At 59.0% G+C, this 16,421-nt stretch carries 12 protein-coding genes, 1 tRNA gene and 1 pseudogene; 9 read left to right on the top strand and 5 right to left on the bottom strand.

Annotated elements, in window-relative coordinates; all coding sequences use genetic code 11:
- Positions 1-70: 70 nt before the first annotated feature.
- The 3 genes from AOA62_RS29370 (at position 71) to AOA62_RS29360 (ending at position 4,197) form a co-directional block, all read left to right on the top strand.
- The gene (locus tag AOA62_RS29370; RefSeq protein ID WP_017138057.1) at positions 71-1,342 is read left to right on the top strand and encodes a YeaH/YhbH family protein; all 1,272 of its coding nucleotides are present in this window, start codon (positions 71-73) and stop codon (positions 1,340-1,342) included.
- Complete coding sequence (locus tag AOA62_RS29365) at positions 1,339-2,904, top strand: SpoVR family protein (RefSeq protein WP_017138056.1); 1,566 nt, start codon at positions 1,339-1,341, stop codon at positions 2,902-2,904. The genes AOA62_RS29370 and AOA62_RS29365 overlap by 4 nt, the downstream gene beginning before the upstream one ends.
- Positions 2,905-2,967: 63 nt before the next feature.
- Positions 2,968-4,197: a multifunctional CCA addition/repair protein gene (locus AOA62_RS29360; RefSeq protein WP_099550418.1), complete on the top strand. Its 1,230-nt coding sequence runs from the start codon at positions 2,968-2,970 to the stop codon at positions 4,195-4,197.
- Positions 4,198-4,377: 180 nt separating this feature from the next.
- Here the strand turns inward: AOA62_RS29360 and folK are convergent, their stop codons facing one another.
- Positions 4,378-4,896 (bottom strand): 2-amino-4-hydroxy-6-hydroxymethyldihydropteridine diphosphokinase, encoded by a 519-nt coding sequence (folK, locus tag AOA62_RS29355; protein ID WP_099550417.1) that lies wholly within the window; start codon positions 4,894-4,896, stop codon positions 4,378-4,380.
- A complete protein-coding gene (folB, locus tag AOA62_RS29350) occupies positions 4,887-5,240 on the bottom strand; it encodes a dihydroneopterin aldolase (RefSeq protein WP_017138053.1) in 354 nt (117 codons plus the stop codon). Before folB ends, folK begins: the two co-directional genes overlap by 10 nt.
- A gap of 73 nt (positions 5,241-5,313) precedes the next feature.
- Here folB and plsY point away from each other — a divergent pair, with 73 nt between their 5' ends.
- Positions 5,314-5,883: a glycerol-3-phosphate 1-O-acyltransferase PlsY gene (gene plsY / locus AOA62_RS29345; RefSeq protein WP_056857845.1), complete on the top strand. Its 570-nt coding sequence runs from the start codon at positions 5,314-5,316 to the stop codon at positions 5,881-5,883.
- 34 nt (positions 5,884-5,917) lie between these two features.
- On the opposite strand, the gene tsaD is transcribed toward plsY, so the two are convergent.
- The gene (gene tsaD / locus AOA62_RS29340) at positions 5,918-6,943 is read right to left on the bottom strand and encodes a tRNA (adenosine(37)-N6)-threonylcarbamoyltransferase complex transferase subunit TsaD (RefSeq protein WP_017138051.1); all 1,026 of its coding nucleotides are present in this window, start codon (positions 6,941-6,943) and stop codon (positions 5,918-5,920) included.
- A 203-nt stretch (positions 6,944-7,146) separates the two neighbouring features.
- Here tsaD and rpsU point away from each other — a divergent pair, with 203 nt between their 5' ends.
- The 5 genes from rpsU to AOA62_RS29315 all read left to right on the top strand — a co-directional run bounded on the left by rpsU (position 7,147) and on the right by AOA62_RS29315 (position 15,676).
- The gene (gene rpsU, locus AOA62_RS29335) at positions 7,147-7,362 is read left to right on the top strand and encodes a 30S ribosomal protein S21 (RefSeq protein ID WP_002551877.1); all 216 of its coding nucleotides are present in this window, start codon (positions 7,147-7,149) and stop codon (positions 7,360-7,362) included.
- 452 nt (positions 7,363-7,814) lie between these two features.
- Positions 7,815-9,785: a DNA primase gene (gene dnaG / locus AOA62_RS29330; RefSeq protein WP_017138050.1), complete on the top strand. Its 1,971-nt coding sequence runs from the start codon at positions 7,815-7,817 to the stop codon at positions 9,783-9,785.
- A gap of 67 nt (positions 9,786-9,852) precedes the next feature.
- Positions 9,853-11,703, top strand: a complete 1,851-nt coding sequence (gene rpoD, locus AOA62_RS29325; protein WP_017138049.1) for an RNA polymerase sigma factor RpoD — start codon at positions 9,853-9,855, stop codon at positions 11,701-11,703.
- Positions 11,704-11,840: 137 nt separating this feature from the next.
- Positions 11,841-15,584 carry an EAL domain-containing protein gene (locus AOA62_RS29320; protein WP_099550416.1) on the top strand — a complete coding sequence of 1,248 codons (3,744 nt, stop codon included), beginning with the start codon at positions 11,841-11,843 and terminating at the stop codon, positions 15,582-15,584.
- A 15-nt stretch (positions 15,585-15,599) separates the two neighbouring features.
- Positions 15,600-15,676 (top strand) — tRNA-Ile (locus AOA62_RS29315).
- Between the two features lie 48 nt (positions 15,677-15,724).
- On the opposite strand, the gene AOA62_RS29310 is transcribed toward AOA62_RS29315, so the two are convergent.
- Both AOA62_RS29310 and AOA62_RS29305 read right to left on the bottom strand, forming a co-directional pair.
- Entirely contained in the window at positions 15,725-16,126 is a 402-nt protein-coding gene (locus AOA62_RS29310; RefSeq protein ID WP_099550415.1) for a type II toxin-antitoxin system HicB family antitoxin, read from the bottom strand.
- Between the two features lie 46 nt (positions 16,127-16,172).
- Positions 16,173-16,286, bottom strand: a pseudogene (locus AOA62_RS29305) (type II toxin-antitoxin system HicA family toxin); the annotation flags it as partial.
- Between the last annotated feature and the right edge of the window lie 135 nt (positions 16,287-16,421).

Here is a 16,421-nt window from a genome sequence, read left to right as displayed (position 1 = left end):
GACCGCTTGTCTCTAAGCTTCCAGCTCGCGGCTTGAAGCTTGTAACGTGAAGCTGCCCGGAGGGCTCCCCATGAGCTATGTGATCGACCGACGCCTCAATGGCAAGAACAAGAGCACGGTAAACCGTCAGCGTTTCCTGCGGCGTTACCGTGACCACATCAAAAAGGCCGTTGAAGAGGCCGTCAGCCGCCGCTCCATTACTGACATGGAGCATGGCGAGCAAATCAGCATTCCCGGACGCGACATCGACGAACCGGTGCTGCACCACGGCCGGGGCGGCAAACAGACCGTCGTGCACCCCGGCAACAAGGAATTCACCACCGGCGAGCATATCCAGCGCCCCCAAGGCGGTGGTGGCGGTAAAGGCCCCGGCAAAGCCGGCAACTCCGGCGAGGGCATGGACGAGTTCGTGTTCCAGATCACCCAGGAAGAATTCCTGGAATTCATGTTTGAAGACCTGGAATTGCCCAACCTGGTCAAACGCAACCTGACCGGCACCGACACCTTCAAGACCGTGCGCGCAGGGATCAGTAACGAGGGCAACCCGTCCCGCATCAATATCATTCGCACGCTGCGCTCGGCCCATGCACGCCGTATCGCACTGTCCGGTAGCAGCCGCGCCAAACTGAAGGAGGCCAAGGAAGAACTGGCGCGCTTAAAGCGCGAAGAACCGGATAACTTCGGTGATATCCAGCAAATAGAGGCCGAAATCGAGAAACTCAGCGCGCGTATTCACCGCGTGCCGTTCCTCGACACCTTCGACCTCAAATACAACTTGCTGGTGAAACAACCCAACCCCAGCTCCAAGGCGGTGATGTTCTGCCTGATGGACGTTTCCGGCTCCATGACCCAGGCCACCAAGGACATTGCCAAGCGCTTTTTCATCCTGCTGTACCTGTTCCTGAAGCGTAACTACGACAAGATCGACGTGGTGTTCATCCGCCATCACACCAGCGCCCGGGAAGTGGACGAAGAAGAGTTCTTCTACTCGCGGGAAACCGGCGGCACCATCGTGTCCAGCGCCTTGAAGCTGATGCAGGAGATCATGGCCGAGCGCTACCCTGCCAATGAGTGGAACATCTACGCCGCGCAAGCCTCCGACGGCGATAACTGGAACGATGACTCGCCGATCTGCCGCGATATCCTGATCAACCAGATCATGCCGTTCGTGCAGTACTACACCTACGTTGAAATTACCCCTCGTGAGCACCAGGCACTGTGGTTCGAATACGAGCGCATCGGCGAAGCCTTTGCCGATACGTTCGCCCAGCAGCAACTGGTCTCGGCCGGCGATATCTACCCGGTCTTCCGTGAACTCTTCCAGCGCAGGTTAGTGACATGACCGCCAAAAAAGAGCATAAGCGCCAACCCATTTCCACCGGCTCCGAGTGGACCTTTGAACTGATCCAGGCCTATGACCGGGAAATCAGCCGCATCGCGGCGGGTTATGCCCTGGACACCTACCCCAACCAGATCGAAGTGATCACCGCCGAGCAGATGATGGATGCCTACGCCTCGGTCGGCATGCCCTTGGGCTACCACCATTGGTCCTATGGCAAACACTTCCTCAGCACCGAGAAGTCCTACACCCGTGGGCAGATGGGCCTGGCCTACGAGATCGTGATCAACTCCGACCCGTGTATCGCCTACCTGATGGAAGAAAACACCATCTGCATGCAGGCACTGGTGGTGGCCCACGCGTGCTACGGGCATAACAGTTTTTTCAAGGGCAACTACCTGTTCCGCACCTGGACCGATGCCAGCTCGATCATCGATTACCTGGTGTTCGCCAAGCAGTACATCATGCAATGCGAGGAACGCCATGGCATCGATGCGGTAGAGGACTTGCTCGACTCTTGCCACGCGCTGATGAACTACGGCGTCGACCGTTACAAACGCCCGTATCCGATTTCCGCCGAGGAAGAACGCCTGCGCCAGAAGGAGCGTGAGGAGCACCTGCAAAAGCAGATCAACGACCTGTGGCGCACGATTCCTAAAAAGGCCGGCAAAAACAGCGACAAGGACAATGCACGCTTCCCCGCCGAACCTCAGGAAAACATCTTGTACTTCCTGGAAAAACACGCGCCGTTGCTGGAGCCGTGGCAGCGAGAAATCGTGCGCATTGTGCGCAAGATCGCCCAGTATTTTTATCCACAGCGCCAAACTCAGGTGATGAACGAAGGCTGGGCAACGTTCTGGCACTACACCTTGATGAATGACCTGTACGACGAAGGCCTGGTCACCGACGGTTTCATGATGGAGTTCCTCACCTCCCATACCAGCGTGGTGTTCCAGCCCGGTTTTGACAGCCCGTATTACAGCGGCATCAACCCCTACGCGCTGGGCTTTGCCATGTACCGGGACATCCGGCGCATGTGTGAACACCCCACCGAAGAAGACCGCCGCTGGTTCCCGGAAATCGCCGGCAGCGACTGGTTGTCGACCATCAAGTTCGCCATGAGCAGCTTCAAGGATGAGAGTTTCATCCTGCAGTACCTGTCACCCCAGGTGATTCGCGACCTCAAGCTGTTCAGCATTCTCGATGACGACCTCAAGGATGATCTGGTGGTGCCTGCCATCCACGATGAGCCCGGCTACCGCACCATCCGTGAAACCCTGGCAGCGCAGTACAACCTGGGCAACCGTGAGCCAAACGTGCAGATCTACAGCATTGATGTGCGCGGCGACCGTTCGCTGACCTTGCGTCACCAGCAGCACGACCGCAAACCTTTGGGCGAGTCCACCGAGGAAGTGCTCAAACACCTGCACCGGCTGTGGGGCTTCGACATTCACCTGGAAACCCTGCAGGGCGATCAGGTGATGAAAACCCACCACGTGCCGCCACGCACCGACCACAACGATAACGACTACGGCCGCCTGGACCTGGCCGTCGTACATCTCTGAAACAGCAAAGCCTCCATTGGTCCGGCTCAGGCGGTATCCTGTGCCGCTAATGGAGGCTTTTTCATGAAAATCTACACAGTCGGCGGTGCGGTGCGTGATCGCCTGCTCGGCCTCAAGGTCACCGATATCGACCGCGTCGTGGTCGGTGCGACCACTGAAGAAATGCTCGCTAAAGGCTACAAGCCAGTCGGTGCTGACTTCCCGGTATTCCTGGACCCAAAGAACGGCGACGAATACGCCCTCGCCCGCACCGAACGCAAGAGTGGCCGGGGTTATGGCGGCTTTGTGTTTCACGCAAGCCCCGAGGTCACGCTGGAAGAAGACCTGATTCGCCGTGACCTGACCATCAACGCCATGGCCGAGGATGATGACGGCAACCTGACCGATCCCTATGGCGGCCAGAGCGACCTAGAAGCACGGATTCTGCGTCACGTTTCTCCCGCGTTCGCCGAAGATCCCCTGCGAGTGCTGCGTGTTGCACGCTTTGCTGCGCGTTACGCTCACTTGAGTTTTACCGTCGCCCCGCAAACCCTGGAACTGATGCGCCAACTCAGCGAGTCCGGCGAACTGCAAGCCTTGACCCCGGAGCGCAGCTGGAAAGAAATTTCCAGGGCGCTGATGGAGGATCAGCCGCAGGTGTTTATTCAGGTACTGCGCGACTGCAACGCGCTGAAAACCCTGATGCCCGAAGTGAATGCACTGTTTGGCGTGCCACAACCCGAGGCTCATCACCCGGAAATCGACACCGGCATCCATACCCTTAGCGTGCTCGAGCAAGCCGCCTTGCATCAGCAGCCGCTGACCGTGCGCTGGGCCTGCCTGCTGCACGACCTGGGCAAAGGCCTGACGCCTGTGGATAAGTTGCCGCAGCATATTGCCCACGAACACACGGGCTTGAAGCTGATCAAGGCGGTCAATGAACGCTTCAAGGTGCCGAAGGATTGCCAGGAACTGGCCCTGCTGGTCGGCCAATACCACACCCACGGCCACCGTGCGCTGGAGCTGAAAGCCTCGACGCTGCTGGAGTTGCTGCAAAGTTTTGACGTGTATCGCCGGCCGCAGCGCTTTGAAGAGTTTGTAGTGAGTTGCGAAATGGACGCCCGGGGCCGCAAGGGCCTGGAGCAGAGAAGTTATCCACAGGCGGATTATTTACGCGGCGCAGCCAAGGCCGCTCGCGAAGTACCGGTGGCGCCCTTGCTGGAGAAAGGTTTCAAAGGCCCGGAGCTGGGCGAGGCGCTCAAGCGTGAGCGACTCAAGGTGCTCAAAGCCTACAAAGAGCAATACAACCTGTAGTCGTTACTCTTTGTGGCAGACGGGCTTGCATCAATGCCGTTCAGTTAAGCGCAAAACGTGTGGGAGCGGGCTTGCCCGCGAAGACGTCGGCACAGTAAACATTGATGCTGACTGAACCACCGCTTTCGCGGGCAAGCCCGCTCCCACAGTTGAATCCGGTCAAGCCAGGCGCATCGGCGGCTACAGTAGATCCGCCGGGGTCAACTGCTGGCCCCTCCATTCAAACGCAACTGGCGCCAGCACCTGGTCGATCTGCGTATCGCGCCATAACTCGGCCATGGTCTTGTCGACTTCAGGGTGCACGCGATCCGGCGCCATCAACGACAACGGCCACAACACAAAAGCATTCTTCAGGATCTCTGCGCGGGGCAGGATCAAGCCATCGAAATTCCCCACCAGGTCACCGTACAGCAGCACGTCGATATCCAACGGCAGCCCTTTGCGGTCCGGGGCATAACGACCATTGTCAGCCTCGATGAATTTCAACCGACGATCCAGCTCCATCAACGGCAGGTCGGTATACGCCGACACAACAAGGTTGAAGAATGGCCCGCTCTTGATGCCCACCGGCTGGCTTTCAAACACCGCGGAGCAGCGTACATCGGTCAAGAAACTCGCCAACGCGTCCAAGCCGGCACACAGGTGCGGCTCGCGCTCGATATTGCTGCCAAGGCCAAGGTAAACCTGAGTTAGCGACATCCGCGCTCGATCTCCACGCCCACGCCTTTGGCAGCCGGTACGGCGCCGGGCTTGGTCAATTTGAGGTGCAGCCAGGGAATCTGGAATTCGTTCATCAGCACTTCGGCCAACCGCTCGGCAAAGGTTTCCACCAACTGGTATTGGGATTGCTCGGCAAAGGCCTGGATACGCGTGGACACACTGGCGTAATCCAGCGCCAGGGTCAGGTCGTCACCGGCGGCCGCCGGGCGATTGTCCCAGGCGAAGCTAAGGTCCAGGCGCAGGCATTGCTTGATGCCGCGCTCCCAGTCGTAGGCCCCGATTACGGTGTCGACTTCCAGGCCTTCGATAAACACTCTGTCCAAGCTCTTCTCCGCAGCACGACAAGGGCGCATTGCCCCGGTTAGAATCAGGGCGTCCTCGCCCGGAATAGTTAGCATGTTTTGGTTACTGGCGATTCTCGCCTACCTGCTCGGCTCGCTGTCCTTCGCCATTTTGCTCAGCCGCCTGACGGGAAATCCCGACCCGCGAATGAGTGGCTCAGGCAATGCCGGCGCCACCAATATGTTGCGCCTGGCCGGCAAGAAACTCGCCGTACTGACGCTGCTGGGCGACCTCTGCAAGGGCTTGTTGCCCGTACTGATCGCCAGCTTCGCCGGTCTTACCTTGCAACAGCAGGCCTGGGTGGGCGTGTGCGCCGTCCTGGGCCATCTGTTTCCGCTGTACTTCCGTTTTCGCGGCGGCAAAGGCGTCGCGACCGCGGCCGGCATGCTGCTGGGGGTTTACCCTCCGGCAGCGCTGCTGGCCGTGCTGGCCTGGCTGCTGACGTTCTACCTGACCCGCACCAGCTCGCTGGCCGCACTGATCGCCACGCCACTCACCCTGCCGCTGCTCGCCTGGCAGGCACCGGCGGCGTTGCTGCCGATGAGCGTACTGACACTGCTGATCGTGTGGCGCCACCGCGGCAATTTACGCGACCTGTTTGCCGGGCGCGAACGGCATTTTTAAATACCGTTGATGAGCCCCGCGCAAGCCAAGCCACTTAAAGCGGTGAAAGCTGCTCCATCGGCCAGCGTGCCTGCACGCTGATCGCCAGGCTTTCGTGCTGCCCGGCCTGCAAGCGCTGGCAACCGGCGTAGGCAATCATTGCGCCGTTGTCGGTGCAAAACTCAGGGCGCGCGTAGAACACGTCACCCTTCATGTCGCCGAGCATTTTTTCCAGCGAGGTACGCAGCGCCTTGTTGGCGCTGACGCCGCCTGCGATCACCAGACGCTGCATGCCCGCCTGTTTCAGGGCGCGCTTGCACTTGATGGTCAAAGTCTCCACCACGGCCTGCTGGAACGCCAGCGCGATGTCGCAACGGGCTTGTTCACTGTCGTCCCCGGCGCTGACGCTTTGCTGCCAGGTGTTCAGTGCGGAGGTTTTCAAGCCGCTGAAACTGAACATCAGGCCTGGGCGGTCGCACATCGGGCGCGGGAAGGTGTAGCGGCCCGGCACACCTTTTTCGGCCAGCCGCGCGATTTCCGGGCCACCGGGATAATTGAGGCCCATCATCTTCGCGGTTTTGTCGAAAGCTTCGCCGGCGGCGTCGTCCAGCGACTCACCCAAAAGCGTGTATTGGCCGATTCCATCCACCTGAACCAACTGCGTGTGACCACCGGAAACCAACAAAGCGACGAACGGGAACTGCGGCGGTGTTTTTTCCAGCATCGGTGCCAGTAAATGGCCTTCCATATGGTGCACGCCGAGGGCTGGAATACCCCAGGCAAATGCCAGCGCCTGGGCGCAAGAGGCCCCAACCAGAAGGGCTCCAACCAATCCGGGGCCTGCGGTATAGGCGATCGCGTCGATCTCGGTCGGCACGCAGCCGGCCTCGTCCAATACCTGGCGAATCAAGGGCAGCATGCGCTTGACGTGATCTCGGCTGGCCAGCTCCGGCACCACCCCGCCATAGGCGCGGTGCAGGTCGATCTGACTGAACAGTGCATCGGCCAAAAGCCCGCGTTCACTGTCGTAAAGTGCGACACCGGTTTCGTCGCAGGAGGTTTCAAGTCCCAGTACTAGCATGGGTTTGCGCCTTGTAGAGGCTGAATTCGAAGGCGCGCATAATAGTCGCCACTCCCCCTCCCGACTAGCGGTTTTCGATCAGAGGCTTTGCATTCCGGTCAATGAGGGGTTAACATCCGCAACCCTTAAAAACCGACGACCTCAGCCGCGAATTTTTTGCGACGAGAACGTTGATTCCCGGTAATGAAAGAAGGTAGCTCTGGATGCCAGCCGTCAAAGTAAAAGAGAACGAACCCTTCGACGTAGCTCTGCGTCGTTTCAAGCGCTCCTGCGAAAAAGCCGGTGTTCTGGCTGAAGTTCGTAGCCGCGAATTTTATGAGAAGCCAACTTCTGAGCGTAAGCGTAAAGCAGCAGCCGCTGTTAAGCGTCACGCCAAGAAAGTTCAGCGCGAACAGCGCCGCGCCGTTCGTCTGTACTAATACACAGACTTACGTAGCAAGCTTCTGCCAAGCCCGGCCCTCAGCCGGGCTGTTGGCATTTGCGGATATCGCTTGATGCTTCACCGTCGACGCCGCACACGCGACCGAGACACTGCTTCACACGTCAGGACTGGCTCTTCTGCCAGCGGTGCGCGTCTCTTCTGACGAGCCTAACAAGGCTACTGACGAGCACACCCCTTTTTCTTGCAACACAGATTCTACAAACAGACGATCAACTGTGTCGGCTGTGCCCATCAAGGCTTTTCCGAGGCTGCTATTGGCCAACACCGGACGCCAGGGCAACATTTCCAAGCCGAAGACTGATACAAACTAACGTCAGTGAATGCTCGGCAGATACACTCCCCATGCAAACGATAGATGTTCGAGCACTCGATACGTGCGCTTGATCACTTCACGGGCCCTCATTTACACGCAGTGATGACGAGAACGCCATGGCCGGGCTGATTCCCCAGAGTTTTATTGACGACCTTCTTAACCGCACCGACATCGTCGATGTTGTCAGCTCGCGCGTGCAAATGAAGAAGGCCGGCAAGAACTACACCGCCTGCTGCCCGTTCCACAAAGAAAAAACCCCGTCATTCAGCGTCAGCCCCGACAAGCAGTTCTACTACTGCTTCGGTTGCGGCGCGGGCGGCAATGCCCTCGGCTTTATCATGGACCACGACAACCTGGACTTCCCCCAGGCTGTCGAGGAACTGGCCAAAGCCGCCGGCATGGAAATCCCCCGCGAAGAAAGTGGCCGCTCGCACAAACCGCGTCAACCCACTGATTCGCCGCTGTACCCGCTGCTGACGGCCGCTGCCGACTTCTACCGTCAGGCGCTTAAAAGCCATCCGCAGCGCAAGGCCGCCGTCGAGTACCTCAAGGGTCGCGGCCTCACCGGTGAGATCGCCCGGGATTTTGGCCTGGGCTTCGCCCCGCCGGGCTGGGACAACCTGTACAAGCATCTGAGCAGCGATACGCTGCAGCAGAAGGCCATGATCGATGCCGGTCTACTCGTGGAAAACGCCGAGACCGGCAAGCGCTATGACCGCTTCCGCGACCGCGTGATGTTTCCGATCCGCGACAGCCGTGGCCGCATCATCGCTTTTGGTGGCCGCGTGCTCGGGGACGACAAGCCTAAATACCTGAACTCCCCGGAAACGCCGGTATTTCACAAGGGCCAGGAACTCTACGGCCTGTTTGAAGCGCGCAAAAACAATCGCAACCTCGATGAAATCATCGTGGTGGAAGGCTACATGGACGTCATTGCCCTGGCGCAGCAAGGCCTGCGCAATGCCGTCGCTACCCTGGGCACCGCCACCAGCGAAGAACACATGAAGCGTCTCTTTCGCGTGGTGCCCAGCGTGCTGTTCTGTTTTGACGGCGACCAGGCCGGCCGTAACGCCGCCTGGCGTGCGCTCGAAGCCACGCTGTCGAGCCTGCAGGACGGGCGCCGCGCGCGCTTTCTGTTCCTGCCCGAAGGCGAAGACCCGGACACCCTGGTGCGCTCCGAAGGCACCGACGCCTTCCGCGCCCGCATCAATCAACACGCACAGCCGCTGGCGGACTATTTCTTCCAGCAGTTAACCGAAGAAGCCGACCCGCGCTCCCTCGAAGGCAAGGCCCACATGGCCACCCTCGCAGCGCCGCTGATCGACAAAGTGCCAGGCGCCAACCTGAAGTCACTGATGCGCATGCGCCTGCTGGAAATCACCGGCCTGAGTGGCGAGGCCGTCAGCCAGCTGGTGCATAGCGCACCGCAGGAAGCGCCACCGGCCTACGACCCAGGCATGGATTACGACGCCATGCCGGACTATTCCGACTTCCACCAACCGCAGGAGGCCTATGCGCCCCAGCAGGAGTGGACACCGAAGAAACCCGGCGCCGGCGGTAAAAAATGGGACAAGAAACCCTGGAACAAGAACGGCAAACGCGGTGACCGCGACGAGGCATACGCGCCGCGAACTCCTGTCGCCGTCGAAGCTCCAACGCTCATTGCGCTGCGAACACTTATTCACCACCCGCAATTGGCAAAAAAAGTTGAGAGCGCCGATCACTTTGCCAACGAGAGCAACACGTATGCTCAGGTACTGATCGCCTTGATTGAGGCGGTACAGAAAAATCCTAAGCTAAACTCAATTCAATTGATGGCTCGTTGGCACGGCACCGAACAAGGACGCTTGCTTAAAGCACTGGCGGAAAAGGAGTGGCTAATTGACGGCGACAACCTTGAACAACAGTTTTTAGACACCATTACTAGGTTATCCGCAGGTCAGCACACGCAGACCCTGGATGAGCTGATCAAGCGTGCAAGGCAGCCGGGATTGTCGGCTGAAGAGCAAATTCAGATAGCAAAACAGATGCGCGACCTCTTAAAACAGAATGTTTGTACATCTAACCCGACCTCAGCTGGCGTGTGAGGTCATAGCTCGGGTATAATCCTCGGCTTGTTTTTTGCCCGCCAAGACCTTCAGTGGATAGGGTGTTATGTCCGGAAAAGCGCAACAACAGTCTCGTATTAAAGAGTTGATCACCCTTGGTCGTGAGCAGAAATATCTGACTTACGCAGAGGTCAACGATCACCTGCCTGAGGATATTTCAGATCCTGAGCAGGTGGAAGACATCATCCGCATGATTAATGACATGGGGATCCCCGTACACGAGAGTGCTCCGGATGCGGACGCCCTTATGTTGGCCGACTCCGATACCGACGAGGCAGCTGCTGAAGAAGCGGCTGCTGCGCTGGCAGCGGTGGAGACCGACATCGGTCGTACGACTGACCCTGTGCGCATGTATATGCGTGAAATGGGTACCGTCGAGCTGCTGACACGTGAAGGCGAAATCGAAATCGCCAAACGTATTGAAGAGGGTATCCGTGAAGTGATGGGCGCAATCGCGCACTTCCCTGGCACGGTTGACCACATTCTCTCCGAGTACACTCGCGTCACCACCGAAGGTGGCCGCCTGTCTGACGTTCTGAGCGGCTACATCGACCCGGACGACGGCATTGCGCCGCCTGCCGCCGAAGTACCGCCGCCCGTCGATGCGAAAGCCGCGAAGGCTGACGACGACACCGAAGACGACGATGCTGAAGCCAGCAGCGACGACGAAGATGAAGTTGAAAGCGGCCCGGACCCGATCATCGCAGCCCAGCGTTTCGGTGCGGTTTCCGATCAAATGGAAATCACCCGCAAGGCCCTGAAAAAGCACGGTCGCTCCAACAAGCTGGCGATTGCCGAGCTGGTGGCCCTGGCTGAGCTGTTCATGCCGATCAAGCTGGTACCGAAGCAATTCGAAGGCTTGGTTGAGCGTGTTCGCAGTGCCCTTGAACGTCTGCGTGCGCAAGAACGCGCAATCATGCAGCTGTGTGTACGTGATGCACGTATGCCGCGGGCTGACTTCCTGCGCCAGTTCCCGGGCAACGAAGTAGACGAAAGCTGGACCGACGCACTGGCCAAAGGTAAGGCGAAATACGCCGAAGCCATTGGTCGCCTGCAGCCGGACATCATCCGTTGCCAGCAGAAGCTGACCGCGCTTGAGACCGAAACCGGTCTGACGATTGCTGAAATCAAAGACATCAACCGTCGCATGTCGATCGGTGAGGCCAAGGCCCGCCGCGCGAAGAAAGAGATGGTTGAAGCGAACTTGCGTCTGGTGATCTCGATCGCCAAGAAGTACACCAACCGTGGTCTGCAATTCCTCGATCTGATCCAGGAAGGCAACATCGGCTTGATGAAGGCGGTGGACAAGTTCGAATACCGTCGCGGCTACAAGTTCTCGACTTATGCCACCTGGTGGATCCGTCAGGCGATCACTCGCTCGATCGCCGACCAGGCTCGCACCATCCGTATTCCGGTGCACATGATCGAGACGATCAACAAGCTCAACCGTATTTCCCGGCAGATGTTGCAGGAAATGGGTCGCGAACCGACCCCGGAAGAGCTGGGCGAACGCATGGAAATGCCTGAGGATAAAATCCGCAAGGTATTGAAGATCGCTAAAGAGCCGATCTCCATGGAAACGCCGATTGGTGATGACGAAGACTCCCACCTGGGTGACTTCATCGAAGACTCGACCATGCAGTCGCCAATCGATGTCGCCACTGTTGAGAGCCTTAAAGAAGCGACTCGCGACGTACTGTCCGGCCTCACTGCCCGTGAAGCCAAGGTACTGCGCATGCGTTTCGGCATCGACATGAATACCGACCACACCCTTGAGGAAGTCGGTAAGCAGTTTGACGTGACCCGCGAGCGGATCCGTCAGATCGAAGCCAAGGCGCTGCGCAAGTTGCGCCACCCGACGCGAAGCGAGCATCTGCGCTCCTTCCTCGACGAGTGATACCAGAACCCCCGGCCCAGGCCGGGGGTTTTGTTTTCCATAGATTACTTTCTATGGATTAACTTCCCCCGCAACACCCCCTCCCCCGCAATGCCCGTCTACACTCGAAACATTCCCCGTGCCATAACGAGACCGTTATGCCCAGACTGCCGACCGTGATACTGCTGTCGCTGCTCGCCTGGACCGCAACGGCTGGCGCGTTGACTCTTACTGATGATGAGCGTGGCTGGCTGGCGGACCATCAGGAGCTGCGCCTGGGGGTGGACGCTTCTTGGCCGCCCTTCGAATACCGTGATGAAAATGGCCGTTATCAAGGCCTCGCAGCCGACTATGTACGCCTGATCCAGGACCGCCTGGGCGTGCGGATCAAGCTCATCGAGCCGGAAAACTGGACCGCCGTGCTCGAACAGGCGAAAAACAACCAGCTCGACCTGTTGCCCGGCATCATGTCGACGCCCGAACGCCAGAATTACCTGGCCTTTACACGTCCGTACCTGGATTTCCCGATCGTCATCCTCGCCCATGAGGGCGGCGCGAAACCGCGCAACCTTAAAGACCTGTACGGCCTGAAGATCGCCGTGGTGGAAAACTACGCGCCGCACGAATTACTGCGCACCCACCATCCCGACCTCAACCTGGTGGCCATGCCGAACGTCAGCTCGACGCTGCAAGCCCTGGCCACCGATGAAGTGGATGCGGTTGTCGGCGACCTCGCCTCCAGCGTCTGGAGCCTGCGCCAGCTCAAGCTGGATGGTTTATACGTCAGCGGCGAAACGCCCTATCGGTACCAGTTGGCGATGGGCGTGCCGCGCGACCAGAAAATACTGGTGGGCATCCTGGACAAAGTCCTCGCTGACCTCAGCTCCGACGAAACCGACGCGATCCAGCAACACTGGGTCGGCAGCTTCACCGATCACCGCACCTTCTGGGCCGACTTGCTGATGTACGGCCTGCCGGCGGTGCTGCTGCTGAGCACCGTGTTGGCCATCGTGATTCGCATCAACCGTCGGCTCAGCTCGGAAATTGCCAGGCGAGTCGCCCTTGAGCAAGAGTTGCGCAGCAGCGAATACCACTATCGCGGCCTGGTCGAGAGCCTGTCCGCGATTGCCTGGGAAGCCAGCATCACCGACTTCACCTACAGCTACGTTTCGCCCCACGCCGAAGACCTGCTGGGCTATCCCCGCGCCCATTGGCTGATTCCAGGCTTCTGGCGCAACATCATCCACCCTGCCGACCTGACCCGAGCGGAGGCATTCTGCTTCCAGGAAACCCGCGCCAACCGCGATCACAGCCTCGATTATCGAGTGATTACCGCCGACGGCCGTTGCTTGTGGGTGCGCGATATCGTCAGCCTGATCGAGCACGGCCATGAGCCGGTGTTGCGCGGTTTGATGATCGATATCAGCGAAGCCAAGCGCACAGAGGAGGCTTTGCAGCTTTCCGAAGAGAAGTTTGCCTCGGTGTTTCAGCAATGCCCGGACATCCTGGTCATCGCCCGCCTCTCTGATGGCTGCCTGCTGGAGGTGAACAAGGCATTCGAGGACCAGATTGGGCTGAGCGCCGAACAAGTCGTGGGCAAAACCGCCACCGAACTGAACATCTGGGGCATTCAAGGCGTCGGCCCCGACCTGCTGCAACGTGTGCAGACCACCAGCATCCGCAACCTGGAAATGCCATTTCTGCGCAGCAATGGCCAGGCGTTTACCGGATTGATTTCCGCCGAGCCTTTCCAACTCGACACCACAGAAGCCCTGGTGGTGGTGGTGCGTGACATCACCCAACTCAAGGAAACCCAGCAACTGCTGCAAACCTCCGAAGAGAAATTCGCCAAGGCCTTCCACGCCTCACCCGACGGTTTGCTGCTCAGCCGCCAACGCGATGGGCTTTTGATTGAAGTGAACGAAGGCTTCACCCGCCTGACGGGCTTTAGCAGTGCGAACTCGCTCGACCAGTCGACCCTGGACCTGGGCATCTGGGTCGACCTCAACGAACGCAAGCACATGCTGGAACTGATGCAACGCGACGGTTTTGTGCGTGACTTCGTCTGCCATATCCGCCGCGCCGACGGCTTGATTCGCCTGTGCGAAGTGTCCAGCCGGCCGCTGCCCATCGGCGAGGATGACTGCATGCTGACCATCGCCCGTGACATCACCGAGCGCCAAGTGATGCAGGAAAAACTGCAACAGGCCGCCACGGTGTTCGAGAGCACGGCCGAAGGAGTATTGATCACCGACACCCGGCAGAACATCAGCGCCGTCAACCGTGCTTTCAGCGAAATCACCGGCTACAGCGAAGCCGAAGCCCTTGGCAGCACGCCGCGCCTGCTCGCTTCCGGCCTGCATGACAGCGCGTTCTATGCGGCGATGTGGCATCAATTGACCGCCCACGGCCACTGGCAGGGCGAGATTTCCAACCGCCGCAAAAACGGCGAGCTATACCCCAGCTGGCTGACCATCAGCGCCGTGCGTAACCGCGACCAGTTGATCACACACTTTGTTGCCGTGTTTGCCGACATCTCCAGTCTCAAGCACGCCCAGGCTCGCCTCGATTATCAGGCACACCACGACCCACTGACCGGCCTGCCCAACCGCACCCTGTTTGAAAGCAGACTGCAAGCCGCCCTCACCAGCCAGGAAGAAACCGGTCACCAAGGCGCCGTGCTGTTCCTCGACCTGGACCGGTTCAAGCATATCAACGACAGCCTCGGCCACCCCGTCGGCGACCTGCTGCTCAAGGACATCGCCGTGCGCCTCAAGGAGCAACTGCGCGACATCGACACCGTGGCACGCCTGGGCGGCGACGAATTCATCATCCTGCTGCCCGGTCTGCAACAAGCCAGCGATGCCGAACACCTGGCCAATAAACTGCTCGCCTGCTTCACCCCGCCGTTCCAGGCCGGCGAGCATGAGTTCTTTATCAGCGCCAGCATCGGTACCAGCCTCTATCCACAGGACGGTACCGACGTCGCTACCCTGGTCAAAAACGCCGATGCCGCGATGTACCGCTCCAAGGCCAAAGGCCGCAACCGTGTCGAGAGCTACACTCGCGACCTCACCGCCCAGGCCAACGAACGCGTGGCCCTCGAGCACGAACTGCGCCGTGCCATCGAGCGTGAAGAGCTGTTTCTGTACTACCAACCGAAGCTCAGCCTGGTCACCCAGGAACTGATCGGCGCCGAAGCATTGATTCGCTGGCACCACCCGACCTTTGGCGACGTGCCGCCGGAACACTTCATCGCCCTGGCCGAGGAGAACGGCACGATCCTGCAGATTGGCGACTGGGTACTGGAACAGGCCTGCCGTCAGATGCACACGTGGAAACGCGCCTTCAACGATTTCGGCTCACTGTCAGTCAACCTCGCCGGCGCACAACTGCGTCACCCCAACCTGCTCGCGCGCATCGAACAACTGTTGCACGACTACCACCTGGAGCCCGGTTGCCTGCAACTGGAGATCACCGAAAACTTCATCATGAGCCAGGCCGAAGAAGCCCTCGAAGTGCTGCACCAACTCAAGCACCTGGGCGTGCAACTGGCCATCGATGACTTCGGCACCGGCTATTCTTCACTCAGTTACCTCAAGCGCCTGCCACTGGACTTCCTCAAGATCGACCAGTCTTTCGTGCGCGGCCTGCCCGACGACCCCCACGACGCCGCCATCGTGCGCGCCATCATCGCCCTGGGCCACAGCATGCAATTCACCATCATTGCCGAAGGCGTGGAAAACCCCGCACAACAAGCCTTCCTGGCCGCCGAAGGCTGCGAACAGATGCAAGGCTACATCGTCAGCCTGCCGCTGCCGCCGGAGCTTTTTGCCGAGACTTTTCTTCATATGCGGGTTTCAGACTTTTCGGATGGCACAGCACGGAAACCGTCGCTATAATCCGCGTCCTACTGAGGGCCTATAGCTCAGTTGGTTAGAGCAGGGGACTCATAATCCCTTGGTCGTAGGTTCGAGTCCTACTGGGCCCACCAAACAAGAAAGCCGCGCATTGCGCGGCTTTTTCGTGTCTGGCATTCGACTCAAACGGCCAGTTCACGCAGCGCTGCTGTCGCCAAAAACCCTGACCGCGATGCATAGCGATGATCCTTCTGCACTCGCTCATCAATGCGGTGCAACAACTGCTCCGGCAAAGAAGCGTTGAACCGCACCGACTTACCCAAGTACGGAGTCAGGTCAAAGTCGACAATCGCCCATACGCCACCGGCGTAATCCGGATTGTCCAGATGAACATCCACCTCTTGGGCCTGAGGAAGCTTTTCTTCGTCGGCGACCAACCCTTCGAGATGCAGCGCCAGCGCTTCCCGAACATTATCCAACGCCTCGGAAAACGAAGCGCCTGCCGAGAAGCAGCCTGGTACGTCCGGAACGGTCACGCTGTAGTCCGAGTCGGCGTCTTTGTGTACTACCACTGGGAATTTCATTGGTCATCCTCTGAACGAACTCCACCGAGCCCATCCAATTCCTCAGTCAAGCTCTACAGTTGAGGCCTGCTGATTTGAAAATACTGTGCAAGGTGCCCTTGGCAATCTCTGACTTGGGATGAGGCACGGTTACACGTCCTCGCTTCTCAGGGTGTTTGTATACACACAAGACACACCTATAAAAAAGTCTTCTCACCCTTAAAGCAGACCTGTGTGATGAGATGATGGCGACGTATTAGCCCTTTTAACCAGCGAACTTCTGTCAGTTTTTGTGCCCACTCCCAATCACACTCAT

The sequence above is a fragment of the Pseudomonas sp. 2995-3 genome (assembly GCF_002742565.1).
GTDB lineage: Bacteria > Pseudomonadota > Gammaproteobacteria > Pseudomonadales > Pseudomonadaceae > Aquipseudomonas > Aquipseudomonas edaphica.
Note: the sequence above shows the minus strand (reverse complement) of the source record. Positions and strands in the feature narration are given on the sequence as shown.

Excerpts from the sequence above, each read along its gene's own strand:
- AOA62_RS29370 (WP_017138057.1), top strand. The coding sequence starts at position 71 with ATGAGCTATGTGATCGACCGACGCCTCAATGGCAAGAACAAGAGCACG.
- AOA62_RS29365 (WP_017138056.1), top strand. The coding sequence starts at position 1,339 with ATGACCGCCAAAAAAGAGCATAAGCGCCAACCCATTTCCACCGGCTCC.
- AOA62_RS29360 (WP_099550418.1), top strand. The coding sequence starts at position 2,968 with ATGAAAATCTACACAGTCGGCGGTGCGGTGCGTGATCGCCTGCTCGGC.
- folK (WP_099550417.1), bottom strand. The coding sequence starts at position 4,896 with ATGTCGCTAACTCAGGTTTACCTTGGCCTTGGCAGCAATATCGAGCGC.
- plsY (WP_056857845.1), top strand. The coding sequence starts at position 5,314 with ATGTTTTGGTTACTGGCGATTCTCGCCTACCTGCTCGGCTCGCTGTCC.
- tsaD (WP_017138051.1), bottom strand. The coding sequence starts at position 6,943 with ATGCTAGTACTGGGACTTGAAACCTCCTGCGACGAAACCGGTGTCGCA.
- rpsU (WP_002551877.1), top strand. The coding sequence starts at position 7,147 with ATGCCAGCCGTCAAAGTAAAAGAGAACGAACCCTTCGACGTAGCTCTG.
- dnaG (WP_017138050.1), top strand. The coding sequence starts at position 7,815 with ATGGCCGGGCTGATTCCCCAGAGTTTTATTGACGACCTTCTTAACCGC.
- rpoD (WP_017138049.1), top strand. The coding sequence starts at position 9,853 with ATGTCCGGAAAAGCGCAACAACAGTCTCGTATTAAAGAGTTGATCACC.
- AOA62_RS29320 (WP_099550416.1), top strand. The coding sequence starts at position 11,841 with ATGCCCAGACTGCCGACCGTGATACTGCTGTCGCTGCTCGCCTGGACC.
- AOA62_RS29310 (WP_099550415.1), bottom strand. The coding sequence starts at position 16,126 with ATGAAATTCCCAGTGGTAGTACACAAAGACGCCGACTCGGACTACAGC.